Below are 15350 nucleotides of genomic sequence, written 5' to 3'. Positions count from 1 at the left end.
GACCACTTCGTCCGGGCCGTCACCGGGTTCCTGGCCGGGGACCGGTAGCGGCCGGCTCCGGCAAGGGGACGGGGCGCCCGGACGGAGCCGGGCGCCCCCGCCGCAGGCGTGCGGGATCAGGCCCGTGCGTCCGCCGCCTGGGCACGCAGCGCGCGTTCCACCCCCGCGCGGGACTCCGAGACCAGGCGGCGCAGGGCCGCACCCGGTTCGGCGGACGCCAGCCAGGCGTCCGTCTTGTCGAGGGTCTCGCCGGAGACCTGGACGGTCGGGTAGAGGCCGACCGCGATCTGCTGGGCCATCTCGTGCGAACGGGATGCCCAGACGTCCGCCAGCACCTCGAAGTACCGGTCCGTGTACGGCGCCAGCAGCTCGCGCTGGTCGGTCTGGACGAAGCCGGCGATGACCGCCTCCTGGACGGCGTTCGGCAGCTTGTCGGACTCCACGACCGAGGCCCACGCCTCCGCCTTGGCCTCCTCGGTCGGGCGGGCCGCGCGGGCGGTCGCGGCGTGCCGCTCACCGGCCGCCGTCCTGTCCCGCTCGTACTCGGCCGCGATCTCCGCCTCGTCGAACCGGCCCACCGCCGCCAGCCGCTGCACGAACGACCAGCGCAGCTCCGTGTCCACGGCCAGCCCCTCGACGGTCTGCGTACCGGCCAGCAGGCCCTCCAGCAGGTCCAGCTGCTCCGGCGTACGGGCCGTCGCCGCGAACGCCCGCGCCCACGCCAGCTGGTGGTCGCCGCCCGGTTCGGCGGACCGAAGGTGGGCCAGCGTGGCGTCGGTCCAGCGGGTCAGCAGGGACTCGCGGGCGCCGGGGTCGGCGTACAGGTCGATCGCCAGCTTCACCTGGCGGTGCAGCGACTGCACGACGCCGATGTCGGACTCCTTGCCGATGCCCGACAGCACGAGCGAGAGGTAGTCCCGGGCGGCGAGTTCCGCGTCCCGGGTCATGTCCCAGGCGGAGGCCCAGCACAGGGCGCGGGGCAGGGACTCCGCGAAGTCGCCGAGGTGCTCGGTGACGACGGCGAGCGACTCCTCGTCCAGACGGACCTTCGCGTACGACAGGTCGTCGTCGTTCAGCAGGACGACCGCCGGACGGCGCTTGCCGACCAGCTGCGGCACGGCCGTCAGCTCGCCGTCGACGTCCAGCTCGACGCGCTCGCCGCGCACCAGCCTGCCGTCCGCGTCGAGGTCGTAGGCGCCGACCGCGATGCGGTGCGGGCGCAGCGTCGGCTCGCCCTTCGCGCCCGCCGGGAGCGCCGGGGCCTCCTGACGGACGGCGAAGGAGGTGACGACACCCTCGGCATCCGTCTCGATCACCGGACGCAGCACGTTGATGCCGGCCGTCTCCAGCCACTGCTTCGACCAGGTCCTCAGATCGCGCCCGGAGGTCTCCTCCAGAGCGCCCAGCAGGTCGGACAGGCGCGTGTTGCCGTACGCGTGACGCTTGAAGTACGCCTGCACGCCCCGGAAGAACTCGTCCTCGCCGACGTACGCGACGAGCTGCTTCAGCACGGACGCGCCCTTGGCGTACGTGATGCCGTCGAAGTTGACGAGTACGTCGTCCAGGTCGCGGATGTCCGCCATGATCGGGTGCGTGGACGGCAGCTGGTCCTGGCGGTAGGCCCAGGTCTTCATGGAGTTCGCGAAGGTCGTCCACGAGTGCGGCCACCTGGAGCCCGGCGCCGCCGCCTGGCAGGCGATGGACGTGTAGGTGGCGAACGACTCGTTCAGCCACAGGTCGTTCCACCACTCCATGGTGACCAGGTCGCCGAACCACATGTGGGCCAGCTCGTGCAGGATGGTCTCCGCGCGCACCTCGTACGCCGCGTCGGTCACCTTCGACCGGAAGACGTACTGGTCGCGGATGGTCACCGCGCCCGCGTTCTCCATCGCACCGGCGTTGAACTCCGGCACGAACAGCTGGTCGTACTTCGCGAACGGGTACGCGTAGTCGAACTTCTCCTGGAACCAGTCGAAGCCCTGCCGGGTGACCTCGAAGATCGCGTCCGAGTCCAGGTGCTCGGCCAGCGACGGACGGCAGTAGATGCCGAGCGGAACGGACTGGCCGTCCTTCTCGTAGACGCTGTGCACGGAGTGGTACGGACCGGCGATCAGCGCCGTGATGTACGACGAGATGCGCGGGGTCGGCTCGAACCTCCAGACGTTCCCCTGCGGCTCGGGCGTCGGCGAGTTGGAGATGACGGTCCAGCCCTCCGGAGCCCTCACGGTGAACCGGAAGGTCGCCTTCAGGTCGGGCTGCTCGAAGCTCGCGAAGACCCGGCGGGCGTCGGGCACCTCGAACTGGGTGTAGAGGTAAGCCTGTTCGTCCACCGGGTCGACGAACCGGTGCAGGCCCTCGCCCGTGTTGGTGTACGCGCAGTCGGCCTCCACCCGCAGGACGTTGCGGCCCTTCAGCAGGCCGGGCAGGGCGATGCGGGAGTCCGCGAAGACCTCGGCGGGGTCGAGGGAGTCCCCGTTGAGGGTCACCTCGTGCACGGTGGGGGCCACCAGGTCGATGAAGGACTCCGCGCCGTCGCCCTCCTCGGCGACGTCGAAGCGCACCGTGGTCACGGACCGGTAGGTGCCGCCCTCCTGCGCGCCGGAGAGGTCGAGATCGATCTCGTACGAGTCAACGGTCAGCAGCTTCGCCCGCTGCCGCGCCTCTTCGCGAGTCAGGTTTGTGCCAGGCACGCGGTCATCTCCTCGATATGTGTGGGTTGCGCCATCCTTCCACGTGGCATCGGGATGAGGCGATGACCGAGCCGGATCATGGGGATACCCCTGTGTCGTCCGGTGGGCGGGGGCGGGGTTCGACGTCCGGAATCCGCCAGTGGGACGGGGCGCGGGGGAGCGGGCCTGGGGACATGACGCACCGCACCGCACGCCCCGTCCCTCCACCGGTCCTGGGGGAACTGCTGGTCACCGACGACGCCGGCCGCCCGGCGGCCCCCGTCACCGACGACGAGGGCGGCGCCCCGCTCCGCTGCTGTCTGCGCCGCAGCCGCCCCGGAGAACGCGTGGCCCTCGTCTCCTACGCGCCGCTGCGCCGCTGGGCGGCGGAGACGGGTGCGGACCCCGGCGCCTACGACGAACAGGGCCCCGTGTTCATCCACGCCGAGGAGTGCGCGGGCCCGAAGGGCGCGGAGCTTCCCTTCACGGACGCCCACCGCACGCTCCGCCGCTACTCCGCAGACGGCCGCATCCTGGGCGGCCGCCTGGTCGAGGCGCCGGAGGACTTCGCACCCGCCCTCACCGAGGCCTTCACCGACCCCGAGGTGGCGCTGGTGCACGTACGGGCCGTCGAGTACGGCTGCTTCCTGTACGAGGTGCGCCGGGACTGACCGCGCGGCTCCCCGCACGGCGGTACGAGGAAGAGGCGGACGCCCCGGGGACGCCCGCCTCCCGTGCCGGCGGCGTCAGCCGCGCAGTTCCGCCGCCACCAGCTCCGCGATCTGTACGGCGTTCAGCGCCGCGCCCTTGCGGAGGTTGTCGTTGGAGACGAACAGGGCGAGGCCGTGCTCCACCGTCTCGTCGGGGCGGATCCGGCCGACGTAGGACGGGTCCTGGCCGGCGGCCTGGAGCGGGGTGGGGATGTCGGTGAGGACGACGCCGGGGGCCTCCGCCAGCAGCTCGGTCGCGCGCTCGGCGCTGATCGGGCGGGCGAAGCGGGCGTTGATCTGCAGGGAGTGCCCGGAGAAGACCGGGACGCGCACGCAGGTGCCGGAGACCCTGAGCTCGGGGATCTCCAGGATCTTGCGCGACTCGTTGCGCAGCTTCTGCTCCTCGTCGGTCTCGCCCAGCCCGTCGTCGACGAGGTTGCCGGCCAGCGGCAGCACGTTGAAGGCGATGGGGCGCTTGTAGACGCCGGGCTCGGGGAAGTCGACCGCCGCGCCGTCGTGGGTGAGCTTGTCGGCCTCGTCGATCACCTTCTGCGCCTGGCCGTGCAGCTCCGCGACGCCCGCGAGGCCGGAACCGGACACCGCCTGGTACGTGGCGACGACCAGCGCCTGGAGACCCGCCTCCGCGTGCAGCGGGCGCAGCACCGGCATCGCGGCCATCGTGGTGCAGTTCGGGTTGGCGATGATGCCCTTGGGGCGGTCGGCGATCGCGTGCGGGTTCACCTCGGAGACGACGAGGGGGACCTCGGGGTCCTTGCGCCAGGCGGAGGAGTTGTCGATCACGACCGCGCCCTGCGCGGCGACCTTCTCGGCCAGCGCCTTCGAGGTCGCGCCGCCCGCGGAGAACAGCACGATGTCCAGGCCGCTGTAGTCGGCGGTCGACGCGTCCTCCACCGTCACGCCGTCCAGCTCCGTGCCCGCCGAACGGGCCGAGGCGAACAGACGCAGCTCGGTGACCGGGAAGTTCCGCTCCTTGAGGATCCTGCGCATGACCGTACCCACCTGACCGGTGGCTCCGACGATTCCGACCCTCACGGCGACTCCCTGCTGTGTCCTGATTCGTACCTGAATGCCTGGCCGAGGCTCTTCCATCATGCGGCCGACCACGGCCCGCCTGTCCAGTTCTTTGCGGATCCTGCCCGCAGAGTGGGACGCGCCGGTGGCGACCACCGGTCGTGGACCTCCGGCTGTCATCCCCCTGAACAGCAGGAATTCAGCCTCCGGGGGCCTCGGACCGCAGGGTCCCCTGCCCGGTCGGGCCCCGGCCACACGGAGGTGTGACATACGCCTCGGCCGGATCCGGAGAATCCGGTCGAACGTTCCGGGCGGGAGCGGCGTCGTAGGAGAAACAGCGTGAGGGGGTGGCCGGTGCTGCGCGGAAGGACCCGGCGCGGCCGGGGGGCGTCGTACGCCGCCGCGGACGACGACCCGCTGGACGCGGCGCAGGAACGCCGGGTGCGGGCGGTGCTCGCCCTGGGCGGGGTGTCGCAGGCGGACCTGCCGGACGGGGTGCAGCAGGTCCGCCTGCGGCTGCTGGAACGCGCCGCGAGCGGGCGGGAGGCGCCGCGGGACGTCTCGGCGTGGGCGGCGGTGGTCGCCTCCAACCTCGCCATGGACTGGCACCGGGCCAAGCGCCGCCAGGAGCGGCTCGGCGAGCGCCTCGCGTCGCTCCGTCCCGCGGAAGCCCCTTCCGGCGAGGAGGCCAGCCTGCTCTCCCTCGCCGTCGCCCGGGGCCTGGACGAGCTGCCCGACGCGCAGCGCCAGGTGGTGGTGCTGCGCTTCTACGCCGACCTGCCGGTACGGTCGATCGCCGAGCAGCTCGGTGTTCCGGAGGGCACGGTCAAGAGCAGGCTGCACACGGCGGTACGCGCCCTGCGCGCCCGCCTGCACGAGGACGAGGTGGTCTGACATGCCCGCTCACGACGAGCACCGGAACACCGGGAACACCGGGAAGGCCGGGAGCGCCGAGAACGCCGGGAGCGCGGAGTACGACGGCATGGACGCCCTGATGGCCGCCATCCTCGACGAGCCCCTGTCCGGGCCCGCCCGGCACGACCCGGCGTTCATGGCCGCGCGTGGGGCCGCCGGGGCCGACCTGGCCGTCCTGCGGGAGCAGCTGATGGTGATCGGGGACGCGCTCGCGGCCCCGGCCGGTGAGGGCGTCCCCGCCGGTGCGGGGGACGGCGCCCCGGCGGGGCGAGGCGGGGCCGCCCGGTCCGGGGAGCGGCCGGAGTCCGACGACGGGACCGGGCGGAACACGGGGGCGTGCTCCCCGGACGGCGTGCTCCCCGGGGCCGGGACCGGCCACCCGCCGGTCACCCCCGCCCGGCTGAGGGCGCTGCCCTCCCGCCCCGGCGGCTCCCACGGCCCGTACCGCGCCCGCCGCCGTCCCCTGAGGGTCGCTCTGGGCACCCTCGTCGCCGCGGCCGCCGCCACCGTCGTCGCCGGCACGGGGTGGCTCGTGACGCAGCCGGGCGGAGTGTCCGACTCGGCCGGGGAGAGCGCCGCCGCGCGGGCGGACTCCACGGAGGCGGGCGGGGCCGCCTTCGGCAGCCCTCGCTACCTCGCCTGCGCCCGCCTCGTCGCCGAGGGCACGGTGCTGGCGGTGGACCCGGCGCCGGAGGGCGGGGCGGAACGCGTCACGCTGAGGGCGAGCCGCTACTACAAGGGTGAGGGCGAGGGCGAGGTCACCTTCCTCCGGGGCCCCGCAGGCGGCCCCCCGCTGCACGAGGGCGACCAGATGATGGTCGGCATGCCCCTCGACGGCGTCCACCCGGACACGGTGATCGTAGGAGAGACGGACATCGCCCCCGAGCGGGCCCGGATCACCGCCTCGCTCCCCGCGTCGCGCACCCTGGCCTGCGACTGAGCACGACGAAGGGGCGGGCGCCCGTATGGGGCGCCCGCCCCCGGATCCCACGTCAGCCGTTCACGGAGCGACCTTCTCGATCGCCACGTTGCCGACGCCCGCGACCGTGCCGCGCGCGTTGACCAACTGGACCCGTCCGAAGAACGCGCGTCCCTCGGGGGCCGCCGCGGCGACGGTGACGTCGCCGGAGACGGTGACCGAGTCGCCCGTGCCGAGCTTCACCGGCGCGGAGCCGTCGACGCCGACGGAGCCGAGCGAGGCGGAGAAGAACACGTCCCGGTAGTCGTAGTCCGTGGAACCGGCCGGGACCGAGTAGCCCACGACCTCCACGGTGTAGACACCGGCCGCCGGGGAAGCGATGGAGACCGACTCCTCCGAGTCGCCGTCGGCGGACTGGCCGACCTGGTTGCCGTCCTGGTCGTAGACCGTCAGGTCCAGGTCGGCGGAGGCGTCCGAGACGTTCCCGATGGCCACGTCGAGCGACGTGGCGCCCTCGGGCACCTCGACCGTGGTCGTGTGCGTCTCACCGGTCGCGATGGCCGGCCGCTCCGTCTTCGACGAGCCGAGCGGGCCGCCCACCAGCTTGCCGTCCAGCGCGGCGAACTCGTTCGTCACCGTCCACGAGACGGCGGTCGGCGCGCCGACCTCCGCCTCGGGCACGGTCACGGTCTCCGGGCCGAAGGCCGCGCCGAGCACGGCGACGTCCAGCTCGTAGGGGTTGTCGAGCAGCGGCGAGGTGCGGCGCGACTCGACCTCGATCTCCCACACGCCCGGCTGCGGGTTCTCGTACGAACGTGTGTCGGGGCGGCAGGTGTTGGCCGGGTTGGTGTAGTTCGGGTAGCAGTTGACCGTCGACGTAGGGTCGGCCGGGACGCCGTACGGGTGGATGGCGACGAACCGGGTCTGGCTCTTGTCCCTCAGCCCGCTCATCGCGACCTCCAGCGTCTTCGCGCCCTCGGGCACGGTGACGAAGTAGGAGGTGGTGCTGTTGCGCTGGGCCGTGCCGGACGAGGAGAAGGTGTGGTGCTCCAGCGGCACGGAGACGACCACGGTGCTGAGGATCTGCTGGTCGACGCCCTCGGTGCGGGGGTCGTCGACCTCCAGGATCGCGCTCTTGATGCCGGCCGAGCCGGGCGCCGCCTGGACCTTCACGGTCACCGGCTTGTTCAGCGGCAGCGCGATGTCGTCGTCGCCGAGGACGCGGAAGGTGCGACCCGCGTTGTTCTCGAAGTCGAGCTCGTGGCGGACCGCGCGGTCCGGGCCGGACGTACGGGTGATGGTGACGTCGTACGTCTTCTTCTGGCCGGCCTTCAGGCCGCCCTCACGGTCGTAGAGGCCCGTGCCGAAGCCGGGCGTCTTCAGGAACTGGTCGATCGCGGTGTCGACCGGCGCCTTCACCGTGTACGTGTGCGCGGTGGCGCCGTCGCGGATGGCGTCCCAGGCGTCCTCGATGTCGATGAGTCCGGCGCCCTCCTCGTAGGCCTGCACGCCCTTGATGTGCTCGGCGGTGGAGGTGAGGGCGGTGCGCAGCTCCGCGGGGGTGAGGTCGATGCGCTTCTGCTTCGCGGCGGACAGCAGCAGCGCGGTGGCGCCGGCGGCCTGCGGGGAGGCCATCGAGGTGCCCTGCAGCATGCCGTAGCCGGCCGGGAGGTCGTAACCCGCCTCGGCGACCGGGGCGCCCGGCAGCCAGGTCTGGATGGTGTTGATCGCCGCGCCGGGAGCGACCAGCGTCGGCGTGAAGCCGCCGTCCTCACGCGGACCGCGCGAGGAGAACGGCATCATGGCGTACTTCTTCTCCACCACGGAGCCGTAGTTGGCGGCCCAGGTCTCCCTGGAGGCGGACGCGCCGACCGAGATGACCTTGTCGGCCAGCGACGGGTCGCCGATGGTGTTGGCGCCGGGACCGGAGTTGCCCGCGGAGATCACCAGCTGGACGCCGTAGGTGTCGATCAGGCGGGTGTACAGCGCGGCGCGGGCGTTGTTGCCGTCGTTGAGCGCCGGCAGACCGCCGATGGACATGTTGACGATGTCGACGCCGCGTTCGGTGACGAGGTCGATCATGCCCTCGGTGAGCGCGACGTTGGTGCAGCCGCCGGTCCAGGTGCAGGCGCGGGAGGAGACGATCTTCGCGCCGGGGGCGGCGCCGTCCATCCGTCCGCCGAACAGGCCGTTGGCGGCGGTGATGCCGGCGACGTGCGAGCCGTGCGAGCCCTCGATGACGCCGATGTTGACGAAGTCGGCCGTCTTGCCGATCCAGTCGCCGCCGTAGGGGTCCATCGGGACGTCCTCGCGGATCTCCACGACGAACGGCTGGCGCTCGGCGACGTCGGTGGACGGGTCGTCGGTGCCGAAGTACCCGATCTGGAAGCCGTCCTTGTACGGCTTCATCGGGGTGTCGTCGCCGAAGTCCTGGTTGTTGTTCAGGTCGACGCGGACGGTGCCGGCCGCCGCGTCGTAGAGGACGCCCCAGGAGTCGGTGGTGTCGCCGTCGCGGTTGGCGTCGCCGGCCGCGTCGCCGCCGGTGGTGTACGACTCCAGGAAGGTGCTGACCTGGTAGGAACCGGCCGGGGCCTGCCAGGTCTTGTTGCCGTAGGTGAACGTCGGCCCGGCGACGGAGGAGACCATCGGACGCCAGGTCCGGTCGTTGTCCACGATCGGGTCGGTCGCCGTCACCCAGTCGACGATCTTGCGCTCGCCGGTGGTGGTCCTCTGCAGCGCCGGGTGGCCGAGGTCCACGCCGGAGTCGAGGATGCCGATGGTGACGCCCCGGCCGTCCGCCTTCGGGTTGTCCTCGACGAACTCGACGGCGCCGGTCTCGAAGGACGGGTTGTACGGGTTCTCGGCGGGCGTCCGCTTCCCCGGCGCCGGGTACGTGGCGGTGCCCTTGCCCCCGGCCTGCTTCGTGGTGTCCGCGCTCGGTGTCGGGTCGTCCAGCGGGATCTCCTCGCGCAGGTCGACGCCGTGCACGGAGGAGAGCTTGGTGGCGGCGGCGATCGCAGCGTCCGCCTTGCCGGTGGGGACGGTGGCGCGGACGTAGCCGAGCTCGTCGTGGGTCCGGCCGACCGAACCGCCCTTGACCGCGTCCAGTTGCCCGGCGACCTGCTCGGTTTGGCCGGGAGCGGTGGCGATCATCAGCGTGACGTTCCTGGCGCCGTCGGCCTTGGCCTCGGCGAGCAGGTCCGCGTCGTCCGGGCCGAGCTTGTCGTGCGCGGACTTGACGTCCGCGTCGGCGGGGGCGGCGGGCGGCGTGTCGGCGGCCATGGCCAGGGGGATCGGCCCGGCCGCGGAGAGCGCGGCGACGAGACCGGCGGCCACGGCGATGCGGGCCACGCGTCTCGCGCCCGGTATGGGTTCGCGCTGAGGGGAGTGGGTCATCGGCATCCCTTGTGAGTAAAGGAACGATCGTGGAGCGACCGGAGTCGATTGACCCTGGTCGCGATGGTCCGGGATGTGATGCCGGACGATCGCTGAGCCTTACGCAAGGGGCGGATGTTTGACCAGTGTTGGCCAAGTCGAAATGGATGTATGGGGAAAACCCTTGATGTCCTTATGGGACGATCGGGCCCTGAAGGCGACAAGTCGCCCACACGCCGCAGGCGGTGCCGGCCACCGGGGCGACGTTCCCGGACGCGACGGAACCCGAGGGCGGCGGCCTGCGCCGTGGTGGTGCGCGACGGACGGTTCCTGCTCGCCCGGTCACCGGGCCCGGCGGCGTCCCCGAGTGGGTGCTGCCGGACGGGGCATGGAGCACGGCGAGGACCCCTGCGGCACCGTGCGGCGGGAGGTCGAGGAGGGGACCGGCCACCGCATCGAGGTCACCGGGCTGCCCGGCCTGCACTCCGTCCGTCGTGCCCTCCCCGCCCGGTTCGGCCGCTCCGTGCACCACCACGGCGTACGGCTGGTCCATGAGGGCCGGATCACCGGCGGCGACCTGTGCGACGAGACCGGCGGCTCCACCGGCCTCGCCGCCTGGCATCCCCTGGCGCCGTCCCGGACCCGGTCCCCGTCCGCACGGTCGACATCGGGCTGCGACCGTGGCGGGAACGCCCGGCGGCCGGACGGGGACCGCCGGGAGCCGGGGCCTGCCCCGTGAGATGAACGCGGCGTGACCGCCCCCCGGCCGGTGCGGGAGCGGTCGGCGACGCCTGCGGCGGTCCGCGAGCGGTCCGGGACCGACGTACGGCGATCGGCGTCGCGCGTTGCCGCCTCGTTCACGCCCGGGTCACCCCCGGTGCCGAGCATCCAGTACGAGCGGGACGGTCGCCCGGCGAGCGCCCCGCGACCACTGCCGACGCGTTCGCACCCGGGGAGACAAGCGCCATGTCGCGCATACGCTCAGTCGCCGGCTCCACTGGACTCCACCGCCGTTCCCTCCTCGCCGCCGGCGGAGCGGCGGCCCTCTCCGCCGGCGCCGCCTACGCGCTGTGGCCCGGCGAGGGCCGGTCCTCCGCCGCGGCGGGCTCCGGTTCCGGCACGGAGGAGACCGTGCTCGCCTCCTCCCGTCAGGCGCCGGCCGCCCCGCTCGCCCCGTACACCCGCGGCACCACCGTCGCCGCATCGGCGGCCCCGCGCCGCGGCGCGGGCTATCGGCGCCTCGCCGAGGGGCCGGGCTGGGGCCGCGTGGTCCGCGGCGAACTGGCCGGGGCACAGTCCGGCCGGGCCGACCGCCGTACCGCCCTCGCCGCGTTCGTGCAGCTCACCGACCTCCACATCATCGACACCCAGCATCCGCTGCGCCTGGAGTACCTGCGCTCGGCGGACGTCCACGCCTGGCGGCCCCAGGAGGCGCTGACCGTCCAGGGCGCGGTCGCCCTCGTGGAGCGGGTCAACGCGCTGCGCGGCGCCCCCGTCACCGGGTCGCCGCTGCACTTCGCGATGACCACCGGCGACAACACGGACAACAACTGCCGTTCGGAACTGGAGTGGTTCCTCACGGTGATGAGCGGGGGCCGGGTCACCCCCAACACCGGGGACCCGCGCCACTACGAGGGAGTGCAGAACAGCGGTCTGGAGCAGTACTGGCACCCCGACACCACACTGCGCGACGCCGACAAGCGGCTCGGCTTCCCGCACCTGGACGGCTTCCTCGCGGCGGCCGTCCGCGAGGTGAACAGCCCCGGCCTCAACCTGCCCTGGTACTCCACCGTAGGCAACCACGACTCGATGCCGCTCGGCTGCTACGCCTCCCACGGCGACCCCCGCCTCACCGAACTGGCGGCCGGCGGGCGGAAGCTGATGGACCTGCCGGCGGCCGAGGCGCACCGGCTCCAGCAGACCATCAGGAAGGCCACGGACCCCAGGGGTGTGCGGTACGGCGACTTCCTGGCGGCTCACGCCCGCTCCATGCGCTCCGTCACCCCCGACGAGAGACGCGCCCCCTTCACCCCCGCCGAGTACCTCCGGGCGCACCTGGACCCGGCGTACCGCGGTGTCGGCCCGGCGGGCCACGGCTACTCCGCGGAGAACCTCGACGCGGGCACCCAGTACTACGCCTTCCGCATCGCCGACGACGTCCTCGGCATCAGCCTCGACACCACCGACCCGGGCGGCCACTACAACGGCTCCCTCGGCACGGCCCAGCTGCGCTGGCTGGAGCGGACGCTCACCGAGAACCGGGACGCGTACGCCATCGTGTTCAGCCACCACACGAGCACGTCGATGAACAACACCCACCGCGACCCGGCCCGCCCCGACGAGCGGCGCCACACCGGCGAGGAGGTCGTCGCGCTCCTCGGCCGGCACCGCAACGTGGTCGCGTGGGTCAACGGTCACATCCACCGCAACGCGATCACCCCGCACACCGGTTCCGGCGGCGCCTTCTGGGAGATCTCCACCGCCTCCCACGTCGACTTCCCCCAACTGGCCCGGGTCGTCGAGCTGGCGGACAACGAGGACGGCACGCTCTCGCTCTTCACCACCCTCGTCGAGTCCTCGGCCCCGCACCGCACGGACTTCACCGACCTTTCCCAGACCGGCCTGGCCGCCCTCTACCGCGAACTCTCCTTCAACGCCCCCGGCTCCCGCACGGACCTGGCCGGCGATCCGGGGGACCGCAACACCGAGCTGGTGCTGAGGAAACGCTGACCCGGCGCACGCACGGGGAGGGGCCGTCCGGCGGCCCCTCCCCTCCCCTCCTGACGACGCCGCCCCGGCCCCCTACCGGGGCAGCACCACGACGCACGCCGTCGGGTCGCGGTCGGCCGAGGCGATCAGCGCCGTGCGGACCACCGCCGCCTGCTGCTCCGCCGCGTCCCGCAGCTTGCGCGGGGTGATGTGGACGACCGTGATGCCGAGGCGCTCCAGGTGCTCGCGTTTGCGGGCGTACTCCGACCACTCGGCCTCGTCGTCGGGCCGCCGGCCCGGGCGCGGCGCGCGGGTGTCCAGCTCCACCGCCACCGCGTGCTCCGGCCAGTACGCGTCCACGCCGCCGAGGTGAGGTCCGCCCGGCAGCCGCAGGCCGACGTTCCAGCACGGGTCGGGCAGGCCGTGGTCGCGCACCATCCGGTACAGCCGGGCCTCCGCCAGCGTCCGCCCCTCGGCCAGCAGCGAGTCCACCGCGTCCACCACGTGCGGCCGGTTCAGCAGCTTCGCGGCGGTCAGCTCGCGCACCGCCGCCGCCGGATCGCAGAAGCCGCCGCGCACCGCCTCCGTGAGCAGCCGGCACACCGTGCCCGCGTCCCGGAGGACCGCCACGGCGTCGGCCAGCGCACGCGGGACCGGGGCCACCGGCAGACCCGTGACCTGGTCCGGGACGGGCAGGTCGGGGGCGCGGACGATACGGGCGCAGCCCGTCGAGCGCAGTCGGCGCGGCTGCGGGACCAGGACGTCGAAGACCTCCAGGGACGGCAGCGGGGGAGCGGACGGGAAACCGTGCAGGGTCAGCGCGGCCAGTCCGGTGATCATCGCCTCTCCGTAGGCGGACGCGGGAGGGCTCTCCGTACCGGGCTGGACGGGGACGCCCGCGGTCCGCTCCCGTGCCGCGTACATCAGCACCGCGTGCAGCCGCTCCTCGCTGGTCGGCGAGCCGGGGTGGAGCAGGACGACGCCCGGGAGCAGCTGCTGCCAGGGGCCGCCGGGGCGGCACTGCTCGCCGGCCCTCGCGGCGGAGACGCCGTGGGCGCGCAGCTGCGCGTGGGTCAGCACCCGGCGCCCGGCGCCGGTGGAGAGGTGGTGCAGGGGGCGGGGGGAGAGCGGGGTGTTGTGGTTCATGACCGGCAATTTCCCGCCTCGGGCCGGTTTCCGAACCCTTGTTACACGCTCGTCGACAAACGAGGACAAGGCAGCGTTCGGGGACGTGTGTTCGGATGCCGGGAACCCCTGGTCCGTCCGGGTGCGGACCAGGGGTCACGGGTGTTCCGTAACGATGCCGGAACGCCCGGACGAGGACCGGATCCGTCCCTCAGCGACCGGCGGCGGCCGCGTCGCAGGCCTGCCCGCGCAGGGCACGGGCCAGGTCGTCGCGGGACTCCAGGACCAGGCGGCGCAGGGCGGGGGCCGCGTCCTCGTGGGAGGTGAGCCACGCGTCCGTCGCCTCCAGCGCCACACCGGCGCCGACGTCGTCGCCCTGCTCGGCCGCCACCGCAACGTGGTGGCCTGGGGCAACGGACACATCCACCGCAACGCCATCACTTCGCACGAGGGTGCCGACGGCGGTGCCTTCTGGGAGATCTCCACCGCCTCCCACGTCGACTTCCCCCAGCTCGCCCGCGTCATCGAGCTGTGTGGACAACAGGGACGGCACGCTGTCCCTGTTCACCACCTTCGTCGAATCCGCCGCCCCGTCCCGCGCACCGACTTCACCGACCTGTCCCGGACCGGCCTGGCGGCCCTCTACCGCGAACTCTCCCTCAACGCCCCCGGCGCCCGCACCGACCTGGCGGGCGACGCGGACGACCGGAACACGGAGCTGCTGCTCAGGAAGGGGTAGCGCCGCGCTCGGCGAGGTGCGCGAGGAAGGGGCGCCAGGCGGTGGGGGAGAGGTGGAGGACGGGGCCGGCGGAGTGCTTGGAGTCCCGGAGGGCTATGGCGGAGGGGAGGAGGGCCGCCTCCAGGCAGTTCTGGCCCGCGTCGCTGTAGGAGGACTTGAACCAGGCGTGTTCGGGTGTGGTCATGGGTCACAACTCCCGTTCTAGTCGGCGGAGGAAATCGGGGGTGTCCTCGGGAGACAACGCTGATGCTGTCATGGCGTCGAACCGACGCTGAAACCGGTCGACTTCACGTGGCTTGTCCGACGTCGACACGGACCCCCAGGCGCTGTCGGCCTGGACGCGCGGCGGAAAGTCACCGCCGAAGTCGAGGATCGCGAAGTCGTTGACCGAGCGGTAACTGGGGCGGAACGGCAGTACCTGAATGGTGACGTGGTCCCATGTGGACATCTCCTCGATCCGCCCGAACTGCTCGCGCATGACGTCGGTGCCCCCGATCGGCCAGCGCAGGGCGGCTTCCCCCAGGATGACGTGCAGCCTGACGGGCTTTTCCCGGGTCAGCACCTCCTGGCGTCTCATCCGTAGCTCCACGCTGCTTCGGATGAACTCCGTCGTGTACTCCTCGATCGACTTCTGCACGTCGTGGACGGCGCGTGCGTAGCGCTCGGTCTGAAGCAGGCCGTACACCAGTGTCGGGTGGTACGCCTTCATGGCCTGGGCCTCCGGTTCGAGCCCGACGAAGCCCGGCATCCCCGCGGGCATGAGCCCTCGGTACTGGGTCAGCCAGTCCTGCTGATTGGACTCCCGGTTGAGGCTGATCAGCGACTCGACGACCTCCTCGTCGGTGACGCCGTACTTGTCCAGCAGCTTGCGCAGGTCCCCGACGTTGCGGAAGTTCAGGGAACCCGACTCGATCCGTTGCAGGGAGGCCTCGGAGATCCGCAGGCCCACGACCGCCTGTCTGCGGGTCAGGCCCCCGCCCCGGTCGCTCCGGCCGCAGTTCTCGCGCAACTGGCGCAGTTGCAGTCCCAGTTCCAGCCGCTGGGCCGTCCGCCCGCGCTTGGCCGCCATGCGCACCCCCTTCGTGCTCCAGCACGTCGTGCCTGTAGCTGTGCACAGAGTGTGACACCGCGTGCGCGGTGCGCGCAGGCGGTCGCGC

The 15350-nt window shown here is 72.7% G+C and carries 11 protein-coding genes and 2 pseudogenes; 6 read left to right on the top strand and 7 right to left on the bottom strand.

What is annotated here, in order from left to right; all coding sequences use genetic code 11:
- Window positions 1–116: 116 nt before the first annotated feature.
- Window positions 117–2690 carry an aminopeptidase N gene (gene pepN / locus KYY02_RS23500; RefSeq protein ID WP_371241008.1) on the bottom strand — a complete coding sequence of 858 codons (2574 nt, stop codon included), beginning with the start codon at window positions 2688–2690 and terminating at the stop codon, window positions 117–119.
- Window positions 2691–2863: 173 nt separating this feature from the next.
- Here pepN and KYY02_RS23495 point away from each other — a divergent pair, with 173 nt between their 5' ends.
- Window positions 2864–3340 (top strand): DUF1203 domain-containing protein, encoded by a 477-nt coding sequence (locus tag KYY02_RS23495; RefSeq protein WP_371241006.1) that lies wholly within the window; start codon window positions 2864–2866, stop codon window positions 3338–3340.
- A gap of 75 nt (window positions 3341–3415) precedes the next feature.
- Here KYY02_RS23495 and KYY02_RS23490 read toward each other — a convergent pair whose 3' ends face one another.
- Window positions 3416–4432 (bottom strand): aspartate-semialdehyde dehydrogenase, encoded by a 1017-nt coding sequence (locus KYY02_RS23490; RefSeq protein ID WP_371241004.1) that lies wholly within the window; start codon window positions 4430–4432, stop codon window positions 3416–3418.
- Window positions 4433–4765: 333 nt separating this feature from the next.
- Here KYY02_RS23490 and KYY02_RS23485 point away from each other — a divergent pair, with 333 nt between their 5' ends.
- Entirely contained in the window at window positions 4766–5305 is a 540-nt protein-coding gene (locus KYY02_RS23485) for an RNA polymerase sigma factor (RefSeq protein ID WP_371241075.1), read from the top strand.
- A gap of 1 nt (window position 5306) precedes the next feature.
- On the top strand, window positions 5307–6266 hold the full coding sequence (locus tag KYY02_RS23480; RefSeq protein WP_371241002.1) for a hypothetical protein: 960 nt from the start codon (window positions 5307–5309) through the stop codon (window positions 6264–6266).
- Window positions 6267–6326: 60 nt separating this feature from the next.
- On the opposite strand, the gene KYY02_RS23475 is transcribed toward KYY02_RS23480, so the two are convergent.
- Complete coding sequence (locus KYY02_RS23475) at window positions 6327–9641, bottom strand: S8 family serine peptidase (protein WP_371241000.1); 3315 nt, start codon at window positions 9639–9641, stop codon at window positions 6327–6329.
- Between the two features lie 291 nt (window positions 9642–9932).
- On the opposite strand from KYY02_RS23475, the pseudogene KYY02_RS23470 reads away from it, so the two are divergent.
- Together KYY02_RS23470 and KYY02_RS23465 are read left to right on the top strand one after the other, a co-directional pair.
- Window positions 9933–10364: pseudogene (locus KYY02_RS23470) on the top strand (NUDIX hydrolase).
- Between the two features lie 222 nt (window positions 10365–10586).
- Entirely contained in the window at window positions 10587–12350 is a 1764-nt protein-coding gene (locus tag KYY02_RS23465; RefSeq protein WP_371240998.1) for a TIGR03767 family metallophosphoesterase, read from the top strand.
- A 72-nt stretch (window positions 12351–12422) separates the two neighbouring features.
- Here KYY02_RS23465 and KYY02_RS23460 read toward each other — a convergent pair whose 3' ends face one another.
- Both KYY02_RS23460 and KYY02_RS23455 read right to left on the bottom strand, forming a co-directional pair.
- Entirely contained in the window at window positions 12423–13475 is a 1053-nt protein-coding gene (locus tag KYY02_RS23460; RefSeq protein WP_371240996.1) for a hypothetical protein, read from the bottom strand.
- 190 nt (window positions 13476–13665) lie between these two features.
- Window positions 13666–13845: a hypothetical protein gene (locus KYY02_RS23455; protein WP_371241077.1), complete on the bottom strand. Its 180-nt coding sequence runs from the start codon at window positions 13843–13845 to the stop codon at window positions 13666–13668.
- Between KYY02_RS23455 and KYY02_RS23450 the strand changes: the two are divergent.
- Window positions 13801–14193, top strand: a pseudogene (locus KYY02_RS23450) (TIGR03767 family metallophosphoesterase); the annotation flags it as partial. The gene KYY02_RS23455 and the pseudogene KYY02_RS23450 sit on opposite strands and share 45 nt — an antisense overlap.
- Here KYY02_RS23450 and KYY02_RS23445 read toward each other — a convergent pair.
- Window positions 14180–14377: a DUF397 domain-containing protein gene (locus tag KYY02_RS23445; RefSeq protein WP_371240993.1), complete on the bottom strand. Its 198-nt coding sequence runs from the start codon at window positions 14375–14377 to the stop codon at window positions 14180–14182. The pseudogene KYY02_RS23450 and the gene KYY02_RS23445 sit on opposite strands and share 14 nt — an antisense overlap.
- 3 nt (window positions 14378–14380) lie before the next feature.
- Window positions 14381–15262 carry a helix-turn-helix domain-containing protein gene (locus KYY02_RS23440; protein ID WP_371240991.1) on the bottom strand — a complete coding sequence of 294 codons (882 nt, stop codon included), beginning with the start codon at window positions 15260–15262 and terminating at the stop codon, window positions 14381–14383.
- Window positions 15263–15350 lie beyond the last annotated feature (88 nt).

This window comes from Streptomyces pimonensis (assembly GCF_041380215.1).
Taxonomy (GTDB): domain Bacteria; phylum Actinomycetota; class Actinomycetes; order Streptomycetales; family Streptomycetaceae; genus Streptomyces; species Streptomyces pimonensis.
Note: the sequence above shows the minus strand (reverse complement) of the source record. Positions and strands in the feature narration are given on the sequence as shown.

What these genes read in the sequence shown, in the direction of transcription:
- KYY02_RS23495 (WP_371241006.1), top strand. Translation starts at nt 2,864, where the DNA reads ATGACGCACCGCACCGCACGCCCCGTCCCTCCACCGGTCCTGGGGGAA.
- KYY02_RS23480 (WP_371241002.1), top strand. Translation starts at nt 5,307, where the DNA reads ATGCCCGCTCACGACGAGCACCGGAACACCGGGAACACCGGGAAGGCC.
- KYY02_RS23475 (WP_371241000.1), bottom strand. Translation starts at nt 9,641, where the DNA reads ATGACCCACTCCCCTCAGCGCGAACCCATACCGGGCGCGAGACGCGTG.
- KYY02_RS23465 (WP_371240998.1), top strand. Translation starts at nt 10,587, where the DNA reads ATGTCGCGCATACGCTCAGTCGCCGGCTCCACTGGACTCCACCGCCGT.
- KYY02_RS23460 (WP_371240996.1), bottom strand. Translation starts at nt 13,475, where the DNA reads ATGAACCACAACACCCCGCTCTCCCCCCGCCCCCTGCACCACCTCTCC.
- KYY02_RS23445 (WP_371240993.1), bottom strand. Translation starts at nt 14,377, where the DNA reads ATGACCACACCCGAACACGCCTGGTTCAAGTCCTCCTACAGCGACGCG.
- KYY02_RS23440 (WP_371240991.1), bottom strand. Translation starts at nt 15,262, where the DNA reads ATGGCGGCCAAGCGCGGGCGGACGGCCCAGCGGCTGGAACTGGGACTG.